We start from the raw sequence: 24,838 nt of genomic DNA, 5'->3' as shown, positions 1-24,838 counted from the left end.
ACCCACAAATTATCTGCTCTGTGGTTAGATAATAAATGGAATAGGTATTATTTCCATTAATAAAACAAAAGGTTGAGCATTTCTGCTCAACCTTTTTACTTTCTGCCTAGATCCTATTATTCACGCTCGTGGATCGGGCTGAACTCACGTTGTGTGTAACCGGTATACAGCTGGCGAGGACGGCCAATACGGTTGCCTGGATCATTGTGCATTTCGTTCCAGTGAGCAATCCAGCCGATAGTCCGTGACATGGCAAAGATCACCGTGAACATTGAAACTGGAATACCAATTGCCTTCAGGATGATGCCTGAGTAGAAATCAACATTAGGGTACAGTTTCTTATCGATGAAGTACTCGTCAGAAAGGGCAATACGCTCAAGCTCCATTGCTACATCAAGCAGTGGATCCTGAATATTAAGCTCTTCAAGCACTTCATGACATGCTTCACGCATCACGGTTGCACGTGGGTCATAGTTTTTGTAAACACGGTGACCAAAGCCCATTAGACGGAATGGGTCATCTTTGTCTTTGGCACGTGCTACAAACTCTGGGATTTTTTCGACACTGCCGATTTCTTCCAGCATCTTTAAGCATGCTTCGTTGGCACCACCGTGTGCCGGGCCCCAAAGTGAAGCGATACCAGCGGCGATACAGGCAAATGGATTGGCACCAGAAGAGCCTGCTAGACGAACGGTCGACGTTGATGCATTTTGTTCGTGGTCAGCGTGCAGCGTAAAGATCTTATCCATCGCGCGTGCCACGACAGGGCTAACTTCATATTCTTCACAAGGCGTTGCAAACATCATATGCAGGAAGTTCTCTGCATAATCCAGATCATTGCGAGGGAAGATGAAAGGCTGGCCAATTGAATATTTGTAACACATTGCTGCCAGCGTCGGCATTTTTGACAATAAACGGAATGCCGTGATCTCACGGTGGGTATCATTATTGATATCCAGAGAATCATGATAGAACGCCGCTAGTGCACCAACGACACCACACATTACAGCCATAGGGTGAGCGTCACGGCGGAAGCCATGGAAGAAGCTAGCAATCTGTTCATGGACCATAGTGTGGCGAGTAACAGTGGTACGGAATGTTTCGTACTGCTCACGGGTTGGGACTTCGCCGTACAGAAGAATGTAACAAACTTCCAAATAATCAGCATTATTTGCTAATTGGTCGATAGGGTAACCACGGTGAAGCAGGATACCTTTATCGCCATCAATGTAAGTAATTTGAGATTCACATGATGCTGTGGCTAGAAAACCAGGGTCGAATGTAAAGTAACCGTTAGCGCCAAGCTTGCGCACATCAATTACATCTGGCCCTTGCGAGCCCCCGATAATCGGCAGTTCGACTGGTGCTTCCCCTTCGATGTGAAGAGTAGCTTTCATGTCTGCCATAACAATCTCCTTTGCTTTTTTATAATCCTAATCCAAAGCGGATGTGCATTTGTTGTACCGTTCGGCGCGTCATTTGTCAATTTTTGTGCCTCTTTGTGTGCGCTTGTTAATAACTTTGGGTAAAAGCGTGCAAAATTCTCAAACCGTGTTAGAGGTCATGTAACTGGGTTTGTATTTGATTGTTACGAGGCGTATACTCGCCGCAGGTCTCTGGTTCTGCGACCGCCAGAAACAAATGCTTAAGTTATCAACAATATTAGTCACTTAGGTTCGATTTTGTTTTAGGTCCCCGTTAAAACATAATTGCAACCAAAGGTTACGAGGATGTTACGCTTGTTCGTCTGGCTTAAGCGAATCGGAGAGTTCTATAAAAATAAAATGCTTCAATGGAGCTGAGTGGGCAAACACCGTGAAAGTAAATAAGCCAAGACCTGTCAACCTCGACCTACAGACGATTCGCTTTCCGCTGACGGCGATTGCGTCAATCCTACATCGCGTTTCCGGCGTGATAACGTTTGTTTCTGTTGCAATCCTACTTTGGTTATTAGGCCTTTCCCTTTCTTCCCCTGAAGGTTTCGCAAGTGCTGCCAGCATTGTTGACAGCTTCTTCGTGAAATTTGTTTTGTGGGGTGTACTGACTGCATTGTTCTATCACATTGTGCTGGGCGTGCGTCATCTAATGATGGATATGGGATATTTTGAAGAAATGGAATCCGGCATTGTGAGCACCAAAGTGAGCTTTGCTATCGTAGCGGTTCTAGCTGTCTTCGCTGGAGGCCTAGTATGGTAAATAACGTATCGACAATCGGCCGTAATGGTATACACGATTTCATTCTGATTCGCGCAACTGCAATCATTTTAACACTTTACACCATTTATATGGTCGGATTTCTCACCTTTGGCCCTGAACTGAGCTATGAAACTTGGACGGCTTTCTTCGGTAAGTTAAGCACCAAGGTGTTCACTATGCTGGCACTGCTATCAATTTTGATCCATGCCTGGATTGGCCTATGGCAAGTGCTAACCGACTACATTAAACCTGCCGCATTACGAGCAGGTATCCAGTTTGGTGTTGTGGCTGTACTTTTTGTCTACCTGTTTTCAGGTTTCTTCATTGTGTGGGGTGCGTAAGTGAGCATTGCAGTTCGTGAGTTTGATGCCGTAGTAATCGGTGCTGGTGGTGCAGGTATGCGCGCCGCACTACAAATTTCTGAGCAAGGTCTTAAATGTGCTTTGCTATCTAAAGTATTCCCTACTCGTTCACATACTGTGTCGGCGCAGGGCGGGATTACCGTAGCACTGGGTAATTCACACCCGGATAACTGGCAGTGGCATATGTACGATACTGTCAAAGGTTCTGACTACATTGGTGATCAGAATGCCATTGAATATATGTGTCAGAACGGGCCTAAGTCAGTTATTGAACTAGAAAAAATGGGGCTGCCGTTTTCTCGTTTTGATAACGGTTCAATTTATCAGCGCCCATTTGGTGGCCAGTCCAAAGAGTTTGGTGGCGAGCAGGCGGCTCGTACCGCAGCGGCCGCTGACCGTACCGGCCATGCGCTTTTGCATACTCTGTACCAGCAAAATATTAAACATAAAACGACGATCTTCTCTGAGTGGTATGCACTGGATTTGGTGAAAAACCAAGATGGCGCCATCCTTGGCTGTACCGCCCTTTGTATGGAAACGGGTGAGATCTGCTACTTCAAGTCGAAGGCAACGATTCTGGCTACCGGCGGTGCAGGGCGTATCTATGCTTCTACGACGAATGCCCACATCAACACCGGTGATGGTGTTGGTATGGCACTTCGTGCTGGTGTACCGATGCAGGATATCGAAATGTGGCAGTTCCACCCGACGGGAATTGCCGGCGCTGGGGTTCTGGTAACCGAAGGGTGCCGTGGTGAAGGTGGCTACCTGCTGAACAAAGATGGTGAGCGCTTCATGGAGCGCTATGCACCTAACGCCAAAGATCTTGCCGGTCGTGACGTGGTTGCCCGTTCGATGATGGTAGAAATTCGTGAGGGACGTGGCTGTGATGGCCCTTGGGGACCTCATATCAAACTAAAACTGGATCACCTTGGCAAAGATGTACTGGAGTCCCGTCTGCCGGGTATCTGTGAGCTATCTCGTACGTTCGCCCATATTGACCCGGTTAAAGAACCAATCCCGGTCATTCCGACTTGTCACTACATGATGGGTGGTGTTCCGACTCAGGTCTCGGGGCAAGCACTGAAACAAGACAGTGCAGGCCAGGATGTTGAAGTCCAAGGTTTGTTTGCCTGCGGTGAAATTGCCTCGGTATCGGTACACGGTGCAAACCGCCTCGGTGGTAACTCGCTGCTCGACCTCGTGGTATTTGGTCGTGCAACTGGCCTGCACCTTGGTGAGACACTGGCGGCACAGGCAGAGGCACGCCCGGCAACAGACTCTGACATTGAAGCTTCGCTTGAGCGTGTGAATCGCTGGAACAATACTCAGAAAGGCGAAGACCCGGTTCAAATCCGCAAGGATCTTCAGTCGTGTATGCAGAATAACTTCTCGGTATTCCGTGAAGGTGAAGCGATGGCAACAGGGCTGGAAGAGTTGAAAGTTATCCGTGAGCGTTTGAAAGAAGCGCGTCTGGACGATACTTCAACTGAATTTAATACGCAGCGCATCGAATGTTTGGAACTCGATAACTTGATGGAAACGGCATACGCGACAGCTGTTGCTGCCAACTTCCGTACTGAAAGCCGTGGCGCTCATGCGCGTTTCGACTTCCCTGAGCGTGATGATGAAAACTGGCTATGTCACTCAATTTACAACCCTGAGACAGAAGAAATGTCGAAGCGTGATGTAAATATGTCACCAGTTCATCGTGAGGCGTTCCCGCCTAAAGCACGTACTTACTAAGGGGAGGGATGAAAGATGAAACTGAATTTCTCGATTTACCGCTACAATCCTGATGTAGATAACGCACCGCATATGAAGGGCTATACCCTGGAAGTACCTGAAGGTTCTGACATGATGGTGCTCGATGCGTTAATTTTGCTGAAAGAGCAAGACCCGACCCTGGCGTTCCGTCGCTCATGCCGTGAAGGTGTATGTGGCTCAGACGGTATCAATATGAATGGGACAAATGGCCTGGCATGCATTACTCCGCTGTCAGCATTAATGGGCGAAAAGACCATAGTGATCCGACCGTTACCCGGTCTGCCGGTTATTCGTGACCTGATCATCGATATGGATCAGTTCTATACTAACTACGCCAAAGTGAAACCGTTCCTGATTGATGATGATGCTCTGCCGCCTGCAAGAGAGAACCTGCAGTCACCGGAAGACCGTGCCCATTTGGATGGTCTGTACGAGTGTATTATGTGTGCCTGCTGTTCAACCTCTTGTCCGTCGTTCTGGTGGAACCCGGATAAATTTATCGGACCTGCTGGTTTGCTTGCTGCGTACCGTTGGCTAATTGATAGTCGTGATACTGCAACAGATGAACGATTATCCGATCTTGACGACGCTTTTAGTGTTTTTCGTTGCCATGGCATCATGAACTGTGTAAATGTTTGTCCTAAGGGATTAAATCCAACAAAAGCGATTGGCCACATTAAATCAATGTTGCTAAAACGCGCGGTATAATTAAGTCGAATTATCGATATGCTGGCTTCCTGTTTCGCTATCTGAAGCCAGCCTTAAAGCCCGGCCATGATGAGACCGGCGCAAATGGCGATAACTAGTGGTTAAGGGAAAACAATGCAGAACGGCGTTATGAAGGCTTGGCTTGAGTCTTCACACCTGGCTGGCGCCAATGCAACTTATGTAGAAGACCTCTACGAGTTGTATCTTAGCGACCCAGAATTAGTTGACGAAGAATGGCGTCATGTATTTAGTGATTTGCCTGTTGTGAGTGAAACAGCTGTTGAGCAGCCGCACTCGCGAGTTCGTGATTATTTCCGACGTTTGGCTAAAGAAACAACCTATCTAAGTGCTACCGTCAGCGATCCAGATGTTGATGCAAAACAGGTTAAGGTATTGCAGATTATCAATGCATACCGTTTCCGTGGTCATCAGCATGCGAACTTAGACCCGTTAGAATTATGGCAGCAGGAACGAGTGCCTGATCTTGATCCTGAGTACCATAATCTAACTGCGGATGATTTTAACGAGAGCTTTAACGTGGGTTCGTTTGCTATTGGCAAAGAAACCATGAAGTTGTCTGAAATCTATGACGCACTAAAGAAAACCTATTGTGGTTCAATTGGTGCTGAATATATGCACATTACTGATACCGAAGAAAAACGCTGGATTCAGCAGCGGTTGGAATCGGTGGTTGGTCAGGGTGCGTTTTCCAAAGAAGAAAAGCTAACTTTCCTTGATGAGCTAACCGCTGCCGAAGGTTTGGAGCGCTATCTTGGGGCTAAGTTCCCAGGCGCCAAGCGTTTTTCTTTGGAAGGTGGTGACGCGCTTATCCCGATGGTCAAAGAATTGATCCGTTATGCCGGCACTAACGGCGCTCGCGAGGTTGTCATTGGTATGGCACACCGCGGCCGCCTGAATATGCTGGTCAACGTACTGGGCAAGAAACCACAGGACCTATTTGACGAGTTCGCCGGCAAGCATGGTGAAAGCTGGGGTACCGGTGATGTGAAATATCACCAGGGCTTCTCGGCTGACTTTGCAACGCCTGGGGGTGATGTGCATTTAGCATTGGCATTCAACCCATCACACCTGGAAATCGTCAACCCAGTGGTTGTGGGCTCAGTCCGTGCCCGTCAGGATCGCCTTGGCGACAAAGATGGATCTCAGGTACTCCCGATCACCATCCATGGTGACTCCGCAATTGCTGGTCAGGGTGTGGTTGCTGAAACCTTCAATATGTCACAGTCGCGCGGTTACCGTGTGGGCGGTACGATACGTATTGTGGTCAACAACCAGATTGGTTTCACTACGTCAAACCCGAATGATACCCGCTCTACTCAGTACTGTACCGATATCGCGAAAATGGTTCAGTCGCCAATTTTCCATGTTAACGCCGATGATCCAGAAGCGGTTGCGTTTGTTACGCGTATCGCGCTGGACTTCCGTAATACCTTCAAACGCGATGTGGTTATTGATCTGGTGTGTTACCGTCGTCACGGTCACAATGAGGCCGATGAGCCGAATGCAACCCAGCCGTTGATGTACCAGAAGATCAAAAAGCATCCGACTCCGCGTAAAATTTATGCCGATGCCCTGACTGATAACCAGACCGTTGACTTGGAGACGGCAACGTCGCTGATCAACGAGTACCGTGATGCGCTGGATCGTGGTGAGTGCGTGGTGAAAGAATGGCGTCCTATGAAGCTGCACTCTGTCGATTGGGCACCGTATCTGGGGCATGACTGGACCGTTGAGTGGCCGAATACGATTGATGCTTCTCGCCTTAATGATCTTGCTCAGCGTGTTTGCCAGTTCCCGGAAAGCCATAAGCTGCAAAGTCGGGTTCAGAAGCTTTACAACGACCGTCAGTCAATGATTGTGGGTGATAAGCCTGTTGACTGGGGGATGGCCGAAACGCTTGCCTACGCGACCTTGGTGGATGAGGGCAACCGCATCCGTATTACCGGGCAGGATTCCGGCCGCGGTACATTCTTCCATCGTCACGCGGTTTTGCATAACCAAAATGATGCGAGTACCTATATCCCGCTGGCCAATATTCATGACAAGCAAGGCACCTTCCAGGTCTTTGACTCGGTGCTGTCAGAAGAAGCGGTGCTGGCTTTTGAATATGGCTACGCGACGGCTGAGCCCGGTGGTCTGACGATTTGGGAAGCACAGTTTGGTGACTTTGCCAACGGTGCCCAGGTCGTGATCGACCAGTTCATCAGCTCTGGTGAGCAGAAGTGGGGCCGGATGTGTGGCCTGACCATGCTGCTTCCACATGGTTATGAAGGGCAGGGGCCTGAACACTCATCAGCCCGCCTGGAGCGCTACTTGCAACTTTGTGCCGAGCAGAATATGCAGGTCATCATTCCATCGACACCGGCTCAGGTTTATCACATGATCCGCCGTCAGGTGCTTCGCCCGATGCGCCGTCCGTTGATTGTGATGTCACCTAAGTCTCTATTGCGCCATCCACTGTGTGTATCGACGATGGATGAGCTGGCAAGCGGCAATTTCCAGCCAGCGATCCCTGAAATCGATGATTTGGACCCGAGCCAAGTCAAGCGCGTGGTGTTCTGTTCAGGTAAGGTTTACTACGATCTTCTCGAGCAGCGCCGCAAAAACGAGCAGACTGATGTTGCTATTGTTCGTATCGAACAGCTATATCCATTCCCTAAAGAAGATGTTGAAGCTGCTTTGGCCGATTATCAGCATGTTGCTGATTTCATTTGGTGCCAAGAAGAGCCGCAAAACCAAGGCGCTTGGTATTCCAGCCAGCATAACTTCCGTTCTGCCCTGCCGAAAGGCGCTGAGCTGAACTATGCGGGTCGTCCAGCATCTGCTTCACCGGCTGTAGGTTACATGTCGGTTCACTTGAAACAACAGAAAGCGCTAATCGAAACAGCGCTAACAATAGATTAATAAGAACTGGAACAAAAAGGACAAAGCCGATATGACAATCGAAATTCTGGTTCCCGATTTACCTGAATCAGTTGCTGATGCAACAGTGGCTACTTGGCACAAACAGCCGGGTGATACAGTTACACGTGATGAAGTTCTGGTTGATATCGAAACAGACAAAGTGGTGCTGGAAGTTCCTGCACCGGAAGATGGCGTTCTAGAAGCCATCGTTGAAGAAGAAGGTACGACTGTTTTAACTAAGCAGTTGATTGGTAAGATTAAAGCGGGTGCCGTTGCCGGTGAACCGACTGCAGATGTACCTGCTGAAGCCGAGGCTTCACCGAATAAACGCAGTACCGCTGCGCTGGGTGAAGAGACGACTGAAGCACTTAGCCCGGCAGTGCGCCGCCTTTTGGGCGAGCACAGCATTAAAGCGTCAGATGTGAAAGGGACCGGAGTCGGTGGCCGTATCACTCGCGAAGACGTTGAAGCGTTCGTCAAAGAAGGCAAGCCTGCGCCTGCTCCAGTTGCACCTGCTGTTGAAGCGAAGATTGAAGCCCCTCTTGCTCATCGTAGTGAAAAACGTGTGCCAATGACACGTCTGCGCAAGCGTGTGGCAGAGCGCCTGCTGGAAGCCAAAAACAGCACGGCAATGCTGACAACGTTCAACGAAGTCAACATGAAGCCAATCATGGATCTGCGTAAGCAGTACAAGGACATTTTCGAAGAGCGCCATGGTATTCGCCTGGGCTTTATGTCTTTCTACGTTAAAGCGGTGGTTGAAGCACTGAAACGCTATCCAGAAGTGAATGCGTCGATTGACGGTGACGATATCGTTTACCACAACTTCTTCGATGTGAGCATTGCAGTATCGACGCCGCGAGGCTTGGTGACCCCAGTACTACGTGACTGCGACAAGTTGAGCCTGGCTGAAATCGAGAAAGGCATTCGTGAACTGGCAATCAAAGGCCGTGACGGCAAGCTGACGGTTGATGAGCTAACAGGCGGTAACTTTACTATCACCAACGGTGGCGTATTCGGCTCGCTGATGTCGACACCGATTATCAACCCGCCACAAGCGGCTATTCTGGGTATGCATAAGATCCAGGACCGCCCGATGGCTGTGGATGGTAAGGTTGAAGTCTTGCCGATGATGTACCTGGCTCTGTCGTACGATCACCGTTTGGTGGACGGCCGTGAGTCTGTCGGTTATCTGGTAACAATTAAAGAACTTCTAGAAGACCCAACACGTCTGCTACTAGACGTTTAATACCTAAAGCCAAGCCGGGCAGGCTCGACGTCCGGCTTGATTCTGGTTTCAGGTATCATTGACGAAGAAATACCCGAGAGTATTTCAGATGGATATAACAAGTCCCAAAGGGATATGAAAACGGATAGAACATCATGAATCTGCACGAATACCAGGCAAAACAGCTATTTGCTGAATACGGTCTGCCAGTTCCAGAAGGTTATGCTTGTGATACACCACAAGAGGCGGCTGAAGCTGCTGGAAAAATTAGTGGTGATAAGTGGGTTGTTAAATGTCAGGTTCACGCTGGCGGCCGTGGTAAAGCGGGCGGTGTGGAACTACATGATACCAAAGAAGGCATTAAAGAATTCGCTCAGAAGTGGCTTGGCAAAAATCTGGTCACCTACCAGACAGATGCCAATGGCCAGCCAGTAACGAAAATTTTGGTTGAAGAAGCCTCTAACATTGCGAACGAACTGTACCTGGGCGCTGTCGTTGACCGTGGTACCCGTCGTATTGTTTTCATGGCATCGACTGAAGGTGGTGTTGAAATCGAGAAAGTAGCGGAAGAAACGCCGGAACTTATCCATAAAGCTGCTATTGATCCGCTGGTCGGCCCTCAGCCGTACCAAGGTCGTGAGTTGGCATTCAAGCTTGGCCTAAAAGGCGATCAAATTAAGCAGTTCACTAAAATCTTCCTGGGTCTTGGCAACATGTTTGCTGACTATGATCTGGCGCTGCTTGAAATCAATCCTCTAGTGATCACTGGCGATGACAACCTACTTTGCCTTGATGGAAAAATTAACATTGATTCGAACGCCATGTACCGCCAGCCTAAGCTACGTGAGATGCACGATCCTTCCCAGGAAGATGAGCGTGAAGCACATGCCGCGCAGTGGGAGCTGAACTACGTGGCACTAGACGGTAATATCGGTTGTATGGTTAATGGTGCTGGCCTGGCGATGGGGACGATGGATATCGTTAACCTACACGGTGGCCAGCCTGCTAACTTCCTTGATGTGGGCGGTGGTGCGACGAAAGAGCGTGTAACCGAAGCATTCAAGATTATTCTTTCTGACAGCAACGTCAAAGCTGTTCTGGTCAATATCTTCGGTGGTATCGTTCGTTGTGATCTCATTGCTGAAGGCATCATTGGTGCTATTGCTGAAGTCGGTGTTGAAGTACCGGTGGTTGTTCGCCTTGAAGGCAACAATGCCAAGCTAGGTGCTGAAAAGCTTGCTGAAAGTGGTCTGAATATTATTGCTGCGACTTCCCTTACTGAAGCAGCGGAAAAAGTAGTTGCTGCAGCGGAGGGTAAGTAATGTCAGTTTTAATTAATAAAGATACCAAAGTCATTTGTCAGGGCTTCACTGGTGGGCAGGGGACTTTCCACTCTGAGCAAGCCATTGAGTACGGAACACAAATGGTCGGTGGCGTATCACCGGGCAAAGGCGGTACAACACATCTTGGCCTGCCGGTATTCAATACGGTACGTGAAGCAGTTGAAGCAACAGGTGCGACGGCAACAGTTATCTATGTTCCGGCTCCTTTCTGTAAAGATGCGATTCTTGAAGCGATCGATGCGGGTATTGAGTTGATTGTGACTATCACCGAAGGTATCCCAACGCTTGATATGTTGGATGTTAAGGTTCGCCTTGATGAAGCTGGCGTACGTATGATTGGCCCTAACTGCCCAGGGGTAATTACTCCTGATGAGTGTAAGATCGGTATTATGCCTGGCCATATTCACAAAGCCGGTAAGGTAGGTATTGTTTCGCGTTCAGGAACGCTGACCTATGAAGCGGTTAAGCAGACGACGGATGAAGGTTTCGGTCAGTCAACCTGTGTTGGTATCGGTGGCGACCCAATTCCTGGCGCAAACTTTATCGATGTCCTGGAGATGTTCGAGAAAGATCCTGCGACTGAAGCTATCGTCATGATTGGTGAAATTGGTGGCACCGCAGAAGAAGAAGCGGCGGCCTACATTAAAGAGCATGTCACTAAGCCTGTCGTTTCCTACATCGCGGGTGTTACCGCTCCTCCGGGCAAGCGTATGGGCCATGCAGGTGCGATTATCTCTGGTGGTAAAGGTACCGCTGAAGATAAATTCCTGGCACTGGAATCTGCAGGTGTTAAAACCGTGAAGAGTCTGGCTGATATCGGTAAGGCACTACGCGAAGTTACGGGCTGGTAATTAAGCTCGCTGAATTATAATGAAAACCCGCCAATGGCGGGTTTTTTCGTTCTAGAATACATAAAACACCGAGGCTGATTGGTATTAATGAGGCGAAAATGAAGCGTAAGGCGGTAGGTGTAGTTGGTATCATTATTCTGATAGTCAGCTTCCAGCAGGTGGCCAAAGAAGACAAGGTTGGATATGAAGATTGTATTCTCGAGCATGTTTCCGGTACGGAAGATGCGCTAGCTGCCAACCTGATGACCTATGCTTGTCATCGCCTGTATATTGATAACTTTATGTTGTCAGAGAAAGATCAAGCTTACTTTCAGTGTTTGCTGGACTACATGCCGGATGCGAAGAAACCTGAGATCACTCTGCAGATTAAGCGTGTCTGTAATGATAAACATCGTAGTTTGTTTTGGTGATTAATATAACCCATTCAAACAAAAAGCCAGCGGGAAATTCCAGCTGGCTTCGTAAGACATGGCAACCTATTTATAGATCATATCTTTTGGATAAATTGGCCTTAGGCCTCTGTGCGCTTGAACTGGCTGAGCATAAACATGGCGGCAGCGGCCACCACGACAGAAGGGCCTGCAGGGGTATCATAATGCCATGACATGGCTAAGCCGAGAACCACGGCCACCGAGCCGATCAGCGAAGCCAGCCCAGCCATTACTTCTGGGCTTGGGGCAAAGCGTCGGGCCGTTGCTGCCGGAATGATCAGCAGCGACGTGATAATCAGGGCGCCGACAAACTTCATTGCCACCGCAATCACTAGGCCGACCATCAGCATCAGCAGTAATCGCATTAAATCGACATTCACCCCTTCAACCTGGGCGAGCTCTTCGTTGATCGTCATTGATAGCAGCGGGCGCCACAAGGCGATCAGCAAGCCCATCACAATGATTCCACCACCGTAGATCCACAGCAGATCGATGGTTGTTACCGCGAGGAGATCGCCGAACAGGTAGGCCATCAGGTCGATACGGACATGGTCGAGGAAGCTTACCGCGACCAAGCCAAGGGACAAGGCGCTGTGGGCGAGAATACCCAGTAGGGTATCGGTCGCGACATATTTTTGTTTTTGCAGGCTAACCAAAATCACGGCCAGTGCCAAACAACATATCACTAGGGCCAAATTAAGGTTGATATTAAATAGAAAGCCCAGGGCAATACCTAGCAATGAGGCATGGGAAAGTGTATCGCCGAAATAGGCCATTTTTCGCCAGACGACAAAAGAGCCTAAAGGCCCGGCTAATACAGCGATGCCGATGCCTGCAATCAGGGCAGGCAGAATAAACTCAAGCATTGTGACTCTCTTGTTGCTCTTGGTGGTGCTGGCAGGGGCCGATCGGGCTACCTGCAAGATCGTGTTCGTGGTTATGGTGGTGGTGATATAGTGCTAACTGTTCACTTTGCTGGCTACCAAACAAGGCAACATAGGACGGATGGCTGGTGATTGCTTCTGGCGCGCCGGAGCAGCACACATGATGATGCAGGCAGATCACGTTATCTGTTTTTGCCATTACCAGATGTAAATCGTGCGACACCATCAAAATAGCACAGTTGAGCTTATCGCGGAGTGACTGGATCAAGCTGTACAGTTCGAGTTGGCCGTTGACGTCAACGCCTTGGACAGGCTCGTCAAGCACCAGTAGATCAGGGTGCTGGAGCAGGGCTCGAGCAAGCAGCACACGCTGCATCTCTCCGCCAGATAGTGAGTGCATATTGCTGTGATGGAGGTGGGCACCGTTTACCATTTTAAGTGCTTCAACTCTGTCGGCATTGGAATAGCGCCCAGCTAGCCGCATGAAGCGATCGACACTCAGTGGCAGTGATGAGTTTAGTTGTAGTTTCTGCGGTACATAGCCGATCCTGAGTCCTTTCTGGCGAATAACCTTTCCTGTTGTTGGCTTGCGTAGACCGGTAATAACTTTCACAAGTGTCGATTTGCCTGCGCCATTTGGACCAATCAACGTCGTGATTTGTCCCCGCTCAAGCTTGAGTGACACTTGATCCAGCACGTGTCGTTCCGAAAAAGTTACGGTAACAGTCTGTAATTCAACTAAGGTTGTCATAAAAGAGTGCTTCAAGGTATTTGCCAAAGTGAGATGTTATAATATAACATCTCAATTCTCGTTTGTAATTAATAATTATTCCGGAAATCATTATGCGCCGCTTCTTCCTTTGCAGCTCTTTTGTTGCACTATTATTTTCATCCTGCCTTTCTGCCAGTGAGTTTAAGGTGGTGACAACGGTAAAGCCGCTTAACCTGATCGTACAGGAGCTAACAGCAGGAGCTGCCGAAAGTGAAACACTGTTGCCAGTAGGATCATCGCCGCATGATTATGCACTTCGTCCGTCAGATGTAAAAAAACTGCGAGATGCGGATTTAGTTATTTGGGTTGGCCCTGAGCTGGAAATGTTTCTGACCAAGGTGCTAGCCGAAAGTAAGAACAGTTTAGCTCTAACTGAACAGCATTCTATTGCTTTCCGCCATTACGAGGACGGTGTTGAGATCAATCACAGTGATCACAACCATAGCCACGATGGGATTGACCCGCATCTCTGGCTTGGTCCAAAGCAGGCGATTCAAGCCGCAAATGTGATTTCTGAGAGGCTTATTCAGCTCGATCCATTGCATAAAAATAGATATGAAGATAACCTTTTGCAGTTCGTCTCTGGAGTGGAAAAAGCCATCAAGGATCTGAACAAGGACCTCACACCACTAGCCGAGCGCGGCTACTATGTTTTTCATGATGGTTACGGCTATTTTGAGGAACAGTTCGGATTGAATAACCTCGGGCACTTTACGGTAGATCCAGATCGTCGTCCGGGCGCGAAGACCTTAGTCACTATTCGTCGGGCCCTACAAGAAAAGCAGGCACAATGCGTATTCAGCGAGCCTCAATTTTCTCCGGCAGTTGTGAAGAGCGTGGTTAGTGGTACAGAGGTCAATATTGGAACCCTTGATCCGATGGCGACGGAGATTGCCGAGGATAAGGGCGGTTATGTCCGATTTTTACATGAATTGGGGCAAAGTTTTACCAACTGTCTTAAATAATAATGAAAATACTCAAGGTTGCGGCCTTAACAATAAAACAACTGCCTCGCCAGCACCGGATTGCTTTAGCCTCAACTTCATTGCTTGTCGTGGCTGCCATGATGTGGCAGCCATCTACTCCGATTAAGCAGGCATCCACCTTTCAGAGCAGCGAGCGTGTTGATGTCGAGATCCCTATTGGTGATCTTGATGTGTTGTCAGAGCAAAATAGTGAGCCGTTGGGTGCGGTGCTTGATCCTGAGGATCCTGAATTTCAGGTGCCGAAAGATGAGTTGGAGCAACAACTGGAAGAAGTGGTCGATGTTGCCCACACTCACAAGGTCGCTTCTGGCGAGACATTGGGAGTGATCTTCTCGCAGTATGCATTGCCGCTGAATGACATGTATCGCCTAATCAAGGTAAACAAGTCGATTCAGAAACTCGGTGTCGGTCAGATGATCGAGTGGTCGGTGACTGAAGAAGGGCGAGTCAAAGAGTTCACTATTAGGCGCAATGCCAAAGTGATGGATAGCTATACCCTGACTGAGCAAGGTTACCAGTACAAAAAACTTGAAGAAAACGGCGTGATCAAGCCGGTGATGCTAACCGGTCGGATCTCAGGCAGTTTTTATCAGTCAGCACGCTCTGCGGGACTGACGCCGAGCCAGATCCAGACTTTGGTTCAGGCGTTGCAGTGGCGTTTTGATTTTGGACGCGAAGCTCGTAAAGGGGACCGATTCGCGGTATCCGTTGAGCGCGAGTTTATTGATGGCAAAGCGGTGACTCGTGGTGATGTGAAAGCCCTGTATTACTTGAGTGGTCATCGTGAAGTCTTTGTGATGCGCCATGAAGATGGGCAGTTTTATGATGAAGGTGGCAAGAGTTTAAATCGTGCCCTACGCCGAATTCCATTGGCCAAGCGTTACCGTATTAGTTCGTCATTTAACCCGAGACGTAAGCACCCCGTTACCGGACGTATATCGCCTCATAATGGCACTGATTTTGCCACACCAATCGGTACACCGGTTCTTGCTGCGGGTGATGGCGTCGTTGTTAAAGCCAGAAAGCACCCACTTGCCGGTAACTATGTGGTTATTAAGCACGGTCGTGAATATATGACTCGTTACCTGCACTTGCACCGGTTGCTGGTGAAGGTAGGGGATAAGGTCACCATGGGGCAACGTATTGCATTAAGTGGCAATACGGGCCGCTCGACCGGGCCACACCTTCATTATGAGCTGATCAAAAAGAACCGTGCGGTGAATGCCATGAAGGTTCCCTTGCCTCAGGCCGAGCCAATATCATCGAAACAGCGAGGACGTTTTACTCAACTTGCTAGCGATGAGAGACAGAAACTACTGGCAGTGATGCCGGGTTAATGAAAAAGCGCACTAAGGTGCGCTTTTTTTATGGACTAATCCACATTTTATAAAATCACACTTATATTCGATAGTTGCATATTGCATAATGATGAGCTGAACGTATTAAAATCCGTACAGGGATATGCTGTAAATAGTTCCTGGTCAATATGATTAAAGCCCTCTTTCTGTTTTTTGGTCTGTTGGCGCTGTTTAACGGTGGTATTGCCACTGCCGTTGCAGGCGCTAACTATGTGTTTTATCCCTTGCCCCACCAGGAGCAGGGGAGCCTTGTTGCAGCAGAAAAAATTATTAGTAACGTCAACAGTGGGCTTTGGTTTGTTGACGTTCACGGTGAGCTTATTTTTTATGATGGGCAGCGACTTAACAATGCTGTTGATGGTGCTGGAGACAAGATTTCCGGTGTGACGGATGCCGTGATGGTAGGCCAGACTGTATGGCTAGTGAAGGATGGTCAGGCATTCGCCTACTCTCCCGCCACGACGCAGCTTATTCCGCTCAATATAAGCCAGGAGCCGTTCCAGTTTGTGGTTCAATTAGGACAAGAAGCTTGGTTTGCAAATCGTCACGGCCTTTATGCTGTACAGGATTATAAGCTGCAACCAGAGTTTTTTGCCTTTCCGGAACCCTTTACCCTGACGGGGCTTTTTACGGCAGGAGAATCTATTTTTATCGCTGGTGAGCTAGGTGCTTACGAGTTCCGAGGGCGCCAGCTGCTCGAGCCCCGGGTGTACCCTGAACAAAGGGTCACGGCGGTATTTGAAGACAGTAACCAGCAGTTATGGTTTGGTACTCTAAATGGGTTATACCTGTCACGCGATGTGCGTCCATTTCACTCTCTTCACAGTGCGCAGATTAGTCACCAGTTTGTTTCAAGTATTACGGAAACTGATATGGGGCTTTGGGTTGGAACAAAGCAAGGGCTCAACCTTATCGACTTGCAATCTTTTGAACTAAAGCACTTCCGTGCGCTTCGCAATGATGTTTTTTCGATTGATGGTGATCGTATTAAGGGGTTGCTCCGTGATGAAGAGGGGGCACTGTGGATAGCCACGAATAATGGGGTTAATTATTTTCCGACGACGACGGCATTGTTCAAGCGGCTTCGTTATGGCTTGGACCAAGGCACAATTCAGGCCAGCCAGATCAATGATGTCATCCAGCTGAATGGTGGCAGTATATGGCTGGCTACAGATAAGGGGACGATTGAGTTAGCCGAAAACCTAGATATTGTCAGTCATACTCCTTCTCTCGGCGTCGTTAACCATCTTGCTTATCGTGATGGTTTGCTATGGCTTGCTACGGAGTCTGGCTTGAAGGTTTATTCCCGACTACACAATGATTGGTCTCCGGTTGCGATACCGGCCTTGTTCCAAGATAAGCCTATCATTAGCTTGATGGTAGACCGTTACAATTCTGTCTGGATTGGTATGCCGTCACGGCTTTATCGCTATTGGCCTGATTCGGAAGAGCTTATTTCTTTCGGCAGTCACTGGCTGCAAGATCCCAGTGGTGAGGAAGCCGTTACAGCATTATATGAAGACAGCGAGAATAATGTCTGGGTGGGAACGGATTATGCCTTATACCAGTATGAGGCCGGGCTGTTACATATGGTTGAGCAGACTGCCAATCAAGGTGGGGTACTTGATCTTTATGAAGACCGCATGACCCAGCTATGGATTGTGAATAACCATAGCCTGCAACTTGCGCCGAATTTAGACCCGTTGCAGCTGCGATTTATCAAGCTCATGGGAGATCATGCCACCCCGTATTGCGTAGCTGGCGACAGCAGTGGCGTTTGGGTCGGCTCCAGTAAAGGGCTGTCTTACTATAATTTTCCGGCGGAGCTGAAACAGCATTTTTCTCCTCCTGTTGGAGTCGTAGAAAAAGAGTTCTACTCACAGGCCTGCGAGACGTTAAATTCAGGAACCCTGCTATTTGGCGGGCGCGAAGGTATATTGGAAGTCACGCCAAGTAAGCTGCTCAACTCTGATATGCATTTTTCCACGATAGTTATTAGTGAAGTCAGAGTTGATCATCAGTTGAGGCAACTAGCAGGAGCCAGCGAGCAGTTACTGACTATACCGTTTGGGGCATCTATCAGCTTTGGGGTTGGCGTGCTGCCATTTACCGGACAAAGAAAGATGCAGTATCGTTTGTTGGGGGCGGATGAAAGTGAGTGGCGTCGCCTTAATGGAACCCAATTATTTATTGATACTTTAGGGCCTGGAGATTATAAGCTGGAGTTGCGACTGGATTTATTGAACTCAGCCCGCTCTCAGCAGACAACTGCTTATCCGTTTCGTGTACTCAGGCCGTGGTATTTATCTTACTGGCTGCTGAGCGCAATTGTGATTGCAGTGGCCGTGTTGATTTTTGTTATCGTGACCTGGCGAGCTCGGGGAGAAAACCAACAAAACCTTCACCTGAAGCAGGCGGTGTTTAGGAAAACAGCCAAAATCGAGTTACAGAAAAAACAACTATATGCCAGCAACAAGCAGATGCAGCGTATATTGCAAGTACGTCAGAATTTTATGGCACAGCTTTCTCATGAGCTGCGTACTCCGCTGGTGCTTATTCTTGGCCCTGTAAAAAAAATGCTTGAAACCAGCCAAAGAGAAGAGAAAGAACAGCTTGATTTGGTTGTGAGAAATGTAGAGCGTTCTTTGCACCTGGCCGAGCAACTGCTAAACCGGGATGCATTGGCTTTTGTTGAGCCAGATAAGCTTTGTGAGCAACTTGTCAGCCCAATTATTCAGGCATCATGCCAGAGTTGGCAGATGGAAGCGGAGCGCAAAGAGATCATCTTATGTCTTGAAGATGACACCTGCGGGCTGAGTGTGAAAATGGCTCCCTATCACCTTGAAATCATGATTGGAAACCTACTGTCGAATGCACTTAAGTATACGGCTAGGAGTGGTTGTATTACGGTGGGCGTTAAGCACCGAGGCCAGAAACTAGTGATCTCGGTCAGTGATACCGGGAAGGGGATGTCGGAGGATATTCGGAAAAATATCTTTGATGGTTATTTTAAGGAAGATGCGAACTTTAATCTGGAGATGGGGTTCGGCCTTGGCTTGAGTACGGTTAAAGAACTGGTTGAGCGATATGATGGTGATATATCGGTGATTAGCTATCAGGGGGTAGGGAGTGAATTTATTCTGACCTTACCGCTTTATCGCGAAGTCGAGGCCACAACCAAGCACAGCGAAAAAACTGGCGAGCCACGAAGTAGCCTACCGTCGGTGATTGTTGCTTCAACCGATTCTGAATTTGTTTCATGTCTAAAACTCTTGCTGCAGCAGGAGTTTTCTATCGCAGTTGCAAAGGACGGTTATGAAGCTGTGCTTCTTGCCAAACAAAACCGGCCTGATTTGATGTTGTGTGACATCGACTTACCGGGGCTGCAGGGACGGCAAGTTCGGGAGCGACTTCATGATGATCCGTCTTTGCGTTGGATGCGCTTTGTTTTAATGGTTGAGGACAATTTCGACATCGATGCCCTTGTTAGTGAAGCTGAGATTGATTTGATTTTAAGTAAGCCCATTGCGCCTGATACATTGCTTGCGCGTCTTTCATTTTTATTGAATGGCGAACAGCCTCCGTTTTCATCGTTCGAAGCTAACGGCGAAACTGTTTTATCTACGTCGGAGCCCCTTTCCTTGTGGCGCAAGAATGTTATGGTTTTGGTCGAAGACCATTTTCACCATGCTGACTTTGGTACGGCTGCAGCAGCAAAAGCGCTATATATGTCCGAGCGAAGCTTACAGCGTAAATTTAAGCAAGAGTTTGGGATGTTGTTTAAAGACTATGTTGTTCAGTTCCGTTTTGAGCAGGCGAAACTGATGCTCAAGCAGGGTGATCGTATTTCCGATGTCGCACTCTCGTGTGGCTTTAATGAGCCGTCTTATTTTAGTACACGCTTTAAAGCGCACTTTGGCATTACCCCATCTCAGTATGCGGCTAAATATCAGGCTCAGCCCTCACTCTAATCTTTGGTTCTGCACACGCAGACTCCAGTTGTTCCCTATAATCCCAAACTTGCCTAATACCAATCAGTATAAATACGAGTTTCGAATTTTATGCTAATTGGTATAAGTACTGTGTTGGTCTTATCGGCCATAGGGAGAGGTTTTACTACTTTGGCAAAAAAGGTCTGTCGCGAAAGAAGGGTAACAAAAAAAGCGTGATATGGCTTATTAGGCCATATCACGGGTGCCAATGGCACCTTCGCTTGCTGCCGGCAATATGACGGTCGCCATATTGCCTTTGGAATATCACTGGGCCAGTGGCCTCTTGCTGGAAGCAATATAACGTTTTGGCTTTGTTTCTGTTATTAGATCTGCGCCAGCAAGTTATAGATATACGCCAACTTGACTAACTGCTTGAAAGGTATGAATTTATATACGGTTTGACGGACTTGTCAAAAACGTCAAAGTTGTTTTTCCATACTGCACCGAATATGTATTCCGCAACGCATACCTCCAGATGACGTCAAGATGCTTGTTTCAGCTGGGCTGGTATGTCAGGCCATGTAGGCTGGGTACTGATTTGAAGGCATCGTGGCTCTACGTTAAAAACAGGCGTTCTTTGCTTGGAAGTAGTTGCGAAAGCCTATTTTCGTGTCAAATCACGTTAAAAAGGTTCAACAACTCCAGGCATGATTTTTCTTGAGCTGAACATATAGCTCCCTTTTTAAATCAATCTGATTGAAGTCGTTTGGGGGCAAATTTGCTTAATAAGCCTACAGTTGGAGTGGTTTTTTTGATTTAAAACAATACGAATATTGTTTCAATCTGTAATATTGCTAGTATAAATGCTAATTATTCTTATTAAGGTGTCGGTTTAAAATGAAACTGTCAGAGTTGTCGTGCGGCGAAAATGGAGTCGTGACAGATATGTCCGAACTTCCTTCTGCAACCCGCAAAAAGTTAATGGTCATGGGATTATTACCAGAGACTCAGGTCACCGTTGTTCGATTGGCACCACTAGGTGATCCGCTTCAGGTTCGTGTGCGTGGTGTCGACATTGCAATGCGTAAGCAAATAGCAGCCAACATCAACGTGGAGGTACGCTAATGCAATACAACATCCTTACAGTCGGCAACCCTAACAGTGGTAAAACCACACTCTTTAATGGCCTGACCGGAGCGAAACAGCAAGTCGGTAACTGGGCAGGTGTTACTGTAGAAAAGAAAACCGGTAACTATCAGTGCGCTGGTGACGATTTTGCGTTAACGGATTTGCCTGGGATCTATAACCTTGACAGTGCGAACGACGCCAACAGCCTTGATGAGGCCATCGCCTCCCGTGCTATTTTGACGATGCCTGCAGATGTCATCATTAACGTGGTTGACGCTTCCTGCCTGGAGCGTAGCCTGTATATGACGTTGCAGCTGCGCGAACTTGGCCGTCCGATGGTTGTTGTCCTGAACAAAATGGATGTACTGGCACGTCAGCGCCAGGTGCTGGATGTGAAAGCACTTGAAAAGGCACTGGGCTGCCCGGTGATGTGTCTTTCGGCAAACAACCTTAAGCAAGTTACCGAGTTTAAAGCCAAGCTGCACAAAATGTTGGCGCAAGGCGTTGCTGTTGGTGAGCTGGCGCTGAACTACGGTGAGCGTTTTGAGGCAGCAGTTACCGAGTTACAAGGCTTGTTCTCTGATGAGCAGCTCAAAGCTCGTTCGCAGGCAATTCGGGTATTGGAAAACGATACACTGGTGATTAACGGCCTGTCAGATTCGGATAAAAGCCAAGCCTGCAATGTTCGTAACAAGTTACTAGTGGACGTTGACCCTGATATTCAGGTAGCAGATGTCCGTTATACCTACCTACATAAGCTCTGCCAGAATGTCCGCCGTCAAGAAGGTAAGCTAAGCCGCAGTATCAGCGATAAAATTGACTCAGTGCTATTACACCGCGCATTTGGTATTCCATTCTTTTTCGTTGTGATGTACCTGATGTTTATGTTCTCGATTAATATCGGTAGTGCATTTATCGACTTCTTTGATATTGGTGTCGGTGCAATTTTGGTCGATGGTGGTCACTATCTGCTTGATGATCACTTACCGGTTTGGCTAGTCACGGTTATTGCCGATGGTATTGGTGGCGGTATCCAAACGGTTGCGACCTTTATCCCTGTTATCGCTTGCCTGTACTTGTTCCTTGCCGTACTTGAAAGCTCCGGCTATATGGCGCGTGCTGCGTTTGTTCTGGATAAAGTAATGCAGAAGGTTGGCCTGCCGGGCAAGGCGTTTGTACCATTGGTGCTTGGCTTCGGCTGTAACGTGCCTGCTATTATGGCCACGCGTACCCTTGAGCAAGAACGCGAGCGTAAACTGGCAGCAGCAATGGCGCCGTTTATGTCATGTGGTGCTCGTCTTCCAGTTTATGCGTTGTTTGCTGCAGCCTTTTTCCCGCAGAGCGGCCAGAACGTTGTATTTGCGCTTTACCTTCTGGGTATTGCGGCAGCCGTTATGACCGGACTTATCCTACGAAACACGCTATATCCGGGCAAGAGCGATAGCTTCATTATGGAGATGCCTGATTACGAATTCCCGACGATGCGTAATGTGGGTATCAAAACCTGGCAGAAGCTGAAGCGATTTGTTCTCGGTGCCGGTAAAACAATCGTTGTGGTAGTCGCGATTCTAAGCTTCTTCAATTCATTGGGTACTGACGGTACATTCGGTAATGAAGATACTCATAAGTCTGTTCTGTCAAAAGCGGCACAGGTTGTTACTCCGGTACTGTCACCGATTGGTGTTAAGGAAGACAACTGGCCTGCAACAGTGGGTATTATTACGGGTATTTTCGCTAAAGAGGCGGTAGTTGGTACTTTGAATAGCCTGTATGCCCCTTCTGAGGGAGAAGATGCTGAGTACGATCTACTGGCAAGTCTGCAGGAAGCGGTAGAGTCGATCCCTGCCAACCTTGCCGACCTGAGCTACTCGGATCCCCTGGGTCTTGAAGTGGGTGAGCTGACAGATCTTGAGGCTGTTGCCGAAGATCAGGAAGTAGACACTTCTGTGTTTGGCAATATTCAGGCGCATTTTGTTAGCTCTGCTGCTGCGATGGCTTACTTGATCTTCATCTTGCTATATACGCCTTGTGCAGCTGCGATGGGTGCCTACGTTCGTGAGTTTGGCCAGAAGTTCTCGGTATTTATTGCTGCGTGGACGATGCTGTTGGCATATACGTTTGCGACGATTTTCTATCAGGCGGCGCACTTTACCGATCACCCCGTAACAAGCATGGCGTGGATAGCCTTCTTTGTGCTGATTAACGTTGGCCTATACGTGGCATTCAAACGCCAGGGGCAGAAGCAACAGGAAGAGTTGGCTCTAGTATGATCCTTCAGCAGCTAAAACAGTATATTGAACAGCAGCGACGTGTCAGCCGGAAAAGTCTGGCGAACCACTTTGGCATGAGCGAGGATGGTGTCGATGCGATGCTGGATATCTGGATTCGCAAAGGTACTGTGGGCAAAGAGCTGGTGGGTTGTGACAGTGAGTCTTGCTGTCAGAGCGCACAAGAGGTCTGGTACCGCTGGCTACAGGCCGATGAGTTGTCAGTCACTGTGATACGCTGATAGGATAAAGCAATACGAAGCAAAGGCAGCCAAATGGCTGCCTTTTTTGTAGCGATTAACTTAGCGGGGTAATACCTATCTGGATAAGTAGAACCGTTATTTAACTTGGTATAAAACCATCAATAGTGGCAAGCTCGGCACGAAGCTCTTCTGCAAGGGCTTGTTGGACAGCGTCTTCGCGCTGGGTACCGTCGGTTTTGCCCCAAACTGGCCCAGGCCAGGCAATATCTGATTGAAAGCGGGCGATGTGGTGAATATGTAGTTGCGGAACCAGGTTACCAAGGGCGCCGACATTGATTTTGTCTGCCTGGTAGTCTGTTTCCAGGAGTGCAGCAACCGCACTTGATTCTCGCATCAGCTGAAATTGTTCGTCCTGGGGCAGGTGATGAATTTCGGTTAGGTTATCTTTTCGTGGCACCAGGATCAGCCACGGCCCTAATGCCTCTTTTGACAGCAATACGCGGCAGAGTGGTAAGTCACCTAAAATGGTCGTATCTGCTGCTAATCTCGGATGGAGTGTAAAATGCATTGTCGTATTCCTTAAATGTATTGTGCGGCTCACATGCTGGAACATTGTTCATCGTTATCAGTTTAGGCTGCGGTATGCTGGCAATATCACTGTGGGATAAACAGTTTTTGTTCAATACCGTCATGGTAATACCAACAGATATAAAGGCCAGCATTGTTCATCGAGTTAAGACAAATTCAGTGAACAATTGCAGTAATAGCGTGCTCTTTGAGTTTGCAGTACCGGTTGGGGGAGGTGTATATGGTAGCGGAATATCAGGAAGTTTTGGATTTTTGGTTTGGGGAGTTGGGTGAAGAAGTAACGGTCACCGACAGGAATGCATTATGGTTTCAGGGTGGTGAGAGCACGGATAAGCTAATCGCCGAGCGTTTTCAGTCCTTGGTTAGCCAAGCCGGGCGGGGAGAGCTTAGCCACTGGGCAGAGGAGCCACAGGGCTCACTTGCATTGATTGTGCTGCTGGATCAGTTTACCCGTAATATTTATCGAGGACTGAGTGCCGCTTTCCGCTATGATTCGTTGGCACTTGCTATCTGTAAGCGCGGTCTTGCCAATAATCAGGATGAACAGTTAAGCCCGATTGAGAGAGTGTTTTTTTACTTGCCGCTTGAGCATTCAGAAACCGTCGAAGATCAAGAAGAGTGCGTATTTCGCTTTGACCGTTTACGCCAGTCAGTCTCGCCTGCCCATGCGGTGATTTTTGAAGGCTTCTATCAATACGCTGTTAGTCATCATGATGTGGTAAAACGCTTTGGGCGTTTTCCGCATCGGAATGCGGTTCATGGGCGTTTATCGACACAGGAAGAGCTTGACTGGTTGCATGGTGGCGGCCAACGATTTGGTCAGTAGCGTGCTACCAAACCCCATATGCTAGAGCCACCGTTTCGTATCGTGAAACGGTGGCTTTTATTCGTTCAAGCGCTTATCTGCGC

Annotated in this window: 20 protein-coding genes; 16 read left to right on the top strand and 4 right to left on the bottom strand. The window is 48.3% G+C overall.

From position 1 onward, the window contains the following. Positions 1-116: 116 nt before the first annotated feature. The gene (locus MD588_RS01965) at positions 117-1,406 is read right to left on the bottom strand and encodes a citrate synthase (RefSeq protein WP_265695086.1); all 1,290 of its coding nucleotides are present in this window, start codon (positions 1,404-1,406) and stop codon (positions 117-119) included. 409 nt (positions 1,407-1,815) lie between these two features. On the opposite strand from MD588_RS01965, the gene sdhC reads away from it, so the two are divergent. The 9 genes from sdhC (at position 1,816) to MD588_RS01920 (ending at position 11,790) form a co-directional block, all read left to right on the top strand. Further along, on the top strand, positions 1,816-2,196 hold the full coding sequence (gene sdhC, locus MD588_RS01960; RefSeq protein ID WP_265695085.1) for a succinate dehydrogenase cytochrome b556 subunit: 381 nt from the start codon (positions 1,816-1,818) through the stop codon (positions 2,194-2,196). After that, positions 2,190-2,537, top strand: a complete 348-nt coding sequence (gene sdhD / locus MD588_RS01955) for a succinate dehydrogenase, hydrophobic membrane anchor protein (RefSeq protein ID WP_265695084.1) — start codon at positions 2,190-2,192, stop codon at positions 2,535-2,537. Before sdhC ends, sdhD begins: the two co-directional genes overlap by 7 nt. Then, positions 2,538-4,304, top strand: coding sequence for a succinate dehydrogenase flavoprotein subunit (gene sdhA, locus MD588_RS01950; protein WP_265695082.1), 1,767 nt, complete (start codon positions 2,538-2,540; stop codon positions 4,302-4,304). It abuts the gene before it with no gap. A 15-nt stretch (positions 4,305-4,319) separates the two neighbouring features. Next, a complete protein-coding gene (locus tag MD588_RS01945) occupies positions 4,320-5,033 on the top strand; it encodes a succinate dehydrogenase iron-sulfur subunit (RefSeq protein ID WP_265695081.1) in 714 nt (237 codons plus the stop codon). Between the two features lie 114 nt (positions 5,034-5,147). Further along, positions 5,148-7,958 (top strand): 2-oxoglutarate dehydrogenase E1 component, encoded by a 2,811-nt coding sequence (gene sucA / locus MD588_RS01940; protein WP_265695080.1) that lies wholly within the window; start codon positions 5,148-5,150, stop codon positions 7,956-7,958. A gap of 31 nt (positions 7,959-7,989) precedes the next feature. Next, positions 7,990-9,207 carry a 2-oxoglutarate dehydrogenase complex dihydrolipoyllysine-residue succinyltransferase gene (odhB, locus tag MD588_RS01935; protein WP_265695079.1) on the top strand — a complete coding sequence of 406 codons (1,218 nt, stop codon included), beginning with the start codon at positions 7,990-7,992 and terminating at the stop codon, positions 9,205-9,207. Positions 9,208-9,341: 134 nt separating this feature from the next. After that, positions 9,342-10,508 carry an ADP-forming succinate--CoA ligase subunit beta gene (gene sucC, locus MD588_RS01930; protein ID WP_265695078.1) on the top strand — a complete coding sequence of 389 codons (1,167 nt, stop codon included), beginning with the start codon at positions 9,342-9,344 and terminating at the stop codon, positions 10,506-10,508. Then, the gene (sucD, locus tag MD588_RS01925; RefSeq protein WP_265695077.1) at positions 10,508-11,380 is read left to right on the top strand and encodes a succinate--CoA ligase subunit alpha; all 873 of its coding nucleotides are present in this window, start codon (positions 10,508-10,510) and stop codon (positions 11,378-11,380) included. The genes sucC and sucD overlap by 1 nt, the downstream gene beginning before the upstream one ends. Before the next feature lie 98 nt (positions 11,381-11,478). After that, positions 11,479-11,790 carry a VF_A0006 family four-cysteine protein gene (locus MD588_RS01920; protein ID WP_265695076.1) on the top strand — a complete coding sequence of 104 codons (312 nt, stop codon included), beginning with the start codon at positions 11,479-11,481 and terminating at the stop codon, positions 11,788-11,790. A gap of 101 nt (positions 11,791-11,891) precedes the next feature. Here the strand turns inward: MD588_RS01920 and znuB are convergent, their stop codons facing one another. Then, positions 11,892-12,677: a zinc ABC transporter permease subunit ZnuB gene (gene znuB / locus MD588_RS01915; RefSeq protein ID WP_265695075.1), complete on the bottom strand. Its 786-nt coding sequence runs from the start codon at positions 12,675-12,677 to the stop codon at positions 11,892-11,894. Continuing rightward, a complete protein-coding gene (znuC, locus tag MD588_RS01910; protein ID WP_265695074.1) occupies positions 12,670-13,446 on the bottom strand; it encodes a zinc ABC transporter ATP-binding protein ZnuC in 777 nt (258 codons plus the stop codon). Before znuC ends, znuB begins: the two co-directional genes overlap by 8 nt. A gap of 92 nt (positions 13,447-13,538) precedes the next feature. Between znuC and znuA the strand changes: the two genes are divergently transcribed. From znuA to MD588_RS01880, 6 genes are all read left to right on the top strand, one after another. Continuing rightward, on the top strand, positions 13,539-14,432 hold the full coding sequence (znuA, locus tag MD588_RS01905) for a zinc ABC transporter substrate-binding protein ZnuA (RefSeq protein ID WP_265695073.1): 894 nt from the start codon (positions 13,539-13,541) through the stop codon (positions 14,430-14,432). A gap of 2 nt (positions 14,433-14,434) precedes the next feature. Next, positions 14,435-15,790 (top strand): murein DD-endopeptidase MepM, encoded by a 1,356-nt coding sequence (gene mepM, locus MD588_RS01900; RefSeq protein ID WP_265695072.1) that lies wholly within the window; start codon positions 14,435-14,437, stop codon positions 15,788-15,790. 149 nt (positions 15,791-15,939) lie between these two features. Further along, positions 15,940-19,782 carry a hybrid sensor histidine kinase/response regulator transcription factor gene (locus tag MD588_RS01895; protein WP_265695071.1) on the top strand — a complete coding sequence of 1,281 codons (3,843 nt, stop codon included), beginning with the start codon at positions 15,940-15,942 and terminating at the stop codon, positions 19,780-19,782. Positions 19,783-20,640: 858 nt separating this feature from the next. Further along, positions 20,641-20,868 (top strand): FeoA family protein, encoded by a 228-nt coding sequence (locus tag MD588_RS01890; protein ID WP_265695069.1) that lies wholly within the window; start codon positions 20,641-20,643, stop codon positions 20,866-20,868. Then, the gene (feoB, locus tag MD588_RS01885; RefSeq protein ID WP_265695068.1) at positions 20,868-23,141 is read left to right on the top strand and encodes a Fe(2+) transporter permease subunit FeoB; all 2,274 of its coding nucleotides are present in this window, start codon (positions 20,868-20,870) and stop codon (positions 23,139-23,141) included. The genes MD588_RS01890 and feoB overlap by 1 nt, the downstream gene beginning before the upstream one ends. Beyond that, the gene (locus MD588_RS01880; protein ID WP_265695067.1) at positions 23,138-23,380 is read left to right on the top strand and encodes a FeoC-like transcriptional regulator; all 243 of its coding nucleotides are present in this window, start codon (positions 23,138-23,140) and stop codon (positions 23,378-23,380) included. Before feoB ends, MD588_RS01880 begins: the two co-directional genes overlap by 4 nt. Positions 23,381-23,480: 100 nt before the next feature. On the opposite strand, the gene MD588_RS01875 is transcribed toward MD588_RS01880, so the two are convergent. Beyond that, positions 23,481-23,909 (bottom strand): HIT domain-containing protein, encoded by a 429-nt coding sequence (locus MD588_RS01875; protein WP_265695066.1) that lies wholly within the window; start codon positions 23,907-23,909, stop codon positions 23,481-23,483. 240 nt (positions 23,910-24,149) lie between these two features. On the opposite strand from MD588_RS01875, the gene MD588_RS01870 reads away from it, so the two are divergent. Continuing rightward, complete coding sequence (locus MD588_RS01870) at positions 24,150-24,755, top strand: DUF924 family protein (protein WP_265695065.1); 606 nt, start codon at positions 24,150-24,152, stop codon at positions 24,753-24,755. The last annotated feature ends 83 nt before the right edge of the window (positions 24,756-24,838 follow it).

The organism is Photobacterium obscurum, assembly GCF_026191635.1.
GTDB lineage: Bacteria > Pseudomonadota > Gammaproteobacteria > Enterobacterales > Vibrionaceae > Photobacterium > Photobacterium obscurum.
Note: the sequence above shows the minus strand (reverse complement) of the source record. Positions and strands in the feature narration are given on the sequence as shown.

Coding starts and splice junctions, on each gene's coding strand:
- MD588_RS01945 (WP_265695081.1), top strand. CDS start 4,320: ATGAAACTGAATTTCTCGATTTACCGCTACAATCCTGATGTAGATAAC.
- znuB (WP_265695075.1), bottom strand. CDS start 12,677: ATGCTTGAGTTTATTCTGCCTGCCCTGATTGCAGGCATCGGCATCGCT.
- MD588_RS01965 (WP_265695086.1), bottom strand. CDS start 1,406: ATGGCAGACATGAAAGCTACTCTTCACATCGAAGGGGAAGCACCAGTC.
- MD588_RS01895 (WP_265695071.1), top strand. CDS start 15,940: ATGATTAAAGCCCTCTTTCTGTTTTTTGGTCTGTTGGCGCTGTTTAAC.
- znuC (WP_265695074.1), bottom strand. CDS start 13,446: ATGACAACCTTAGTTGAATTACAGACTGTTACCGTAACTTTTTCGGAA.
- znuA (WP_265695073.1), top strand. CDS start 13,539: ATGCGCCGCTTCTTCCTTTGCAGCTCTTTTGTTGCACTATTATTTTCA.
- MD588_RS01880 (WP_265695067.1), top strand. CDS start 23,138: ATGATCCTTCAGCAGCTAAAACAGTATATTGAACAGCAGCGACGTGTC.
- MD588_RS01870 (WP_265695065.1), top strand. CDS start 24,150: ATGGTAGCGGAATATCAGGAAGTTTTGGATTTTTGGTTTGGGGAGTTG.
- sdhD (WP_265695084.1), top strand. CDS start 2,190: ATGGTAAATAACGTATCGACAATCGGCCGTAATGGTATACACGATTTC.
- MD588_RS01890 (WP_265695069.1), top strand. CDS start 20,641: ATGAAACTGTCAGAGTTGTCGTGCGGCGAAAATGGAGTCGTGACAGAT.
- sucA (WP_265695080.1), top strand. CDS start 5,148: ATGCAGAACGGCGTTATGAAGGCTTGGCTTGAGTCTTCACACCTGGCT.
- sucC (WP_265695078.1), top strand. CDS start 9,342: ATGAATCTGCACGAATACCAGGCAAAACAGCTATTTGCTGAATACGGT.
- odhB (WP_265695079.1), top strand. CDS start 7,990: ATGACAATCGAAATTCTGGTTCCCGATTTACCTGAATCAGTTGCTGAT.
- feoB (WP_265695068.1), top strand. CDS start 20,868: ATGCAATACAACATCCTTACAGTCGGCAACCCTAACAGTGGTAAAACC.
- MD588_RS01875 (WP_265695066.1), bottom strand. CDS start 23,909: ATGCATTTTACACTCCATCCGAGATTAGCAGCAGATACGACCATTTTA.
- MD588_RS01920 (WP_265695076.1), top strand. CDS start 11,479: ATGAAGCGTAAGGCGGTAGGTGTAGTTGGTATCATTATTCTGATAGTC.
- mepM (WP_265695072.1), top strand. CDS start 14,435: ATGAAAATACTCAAGGTTGCGGCCTTAACAATAAAACAACTGCCTCGC.
- sucD (WP_265695077.1), top strand. CDS start 10,508: ATGTCAGTTTTAATTAATAAAGATACCAAAGTCATTTGTCAGGGCTTC.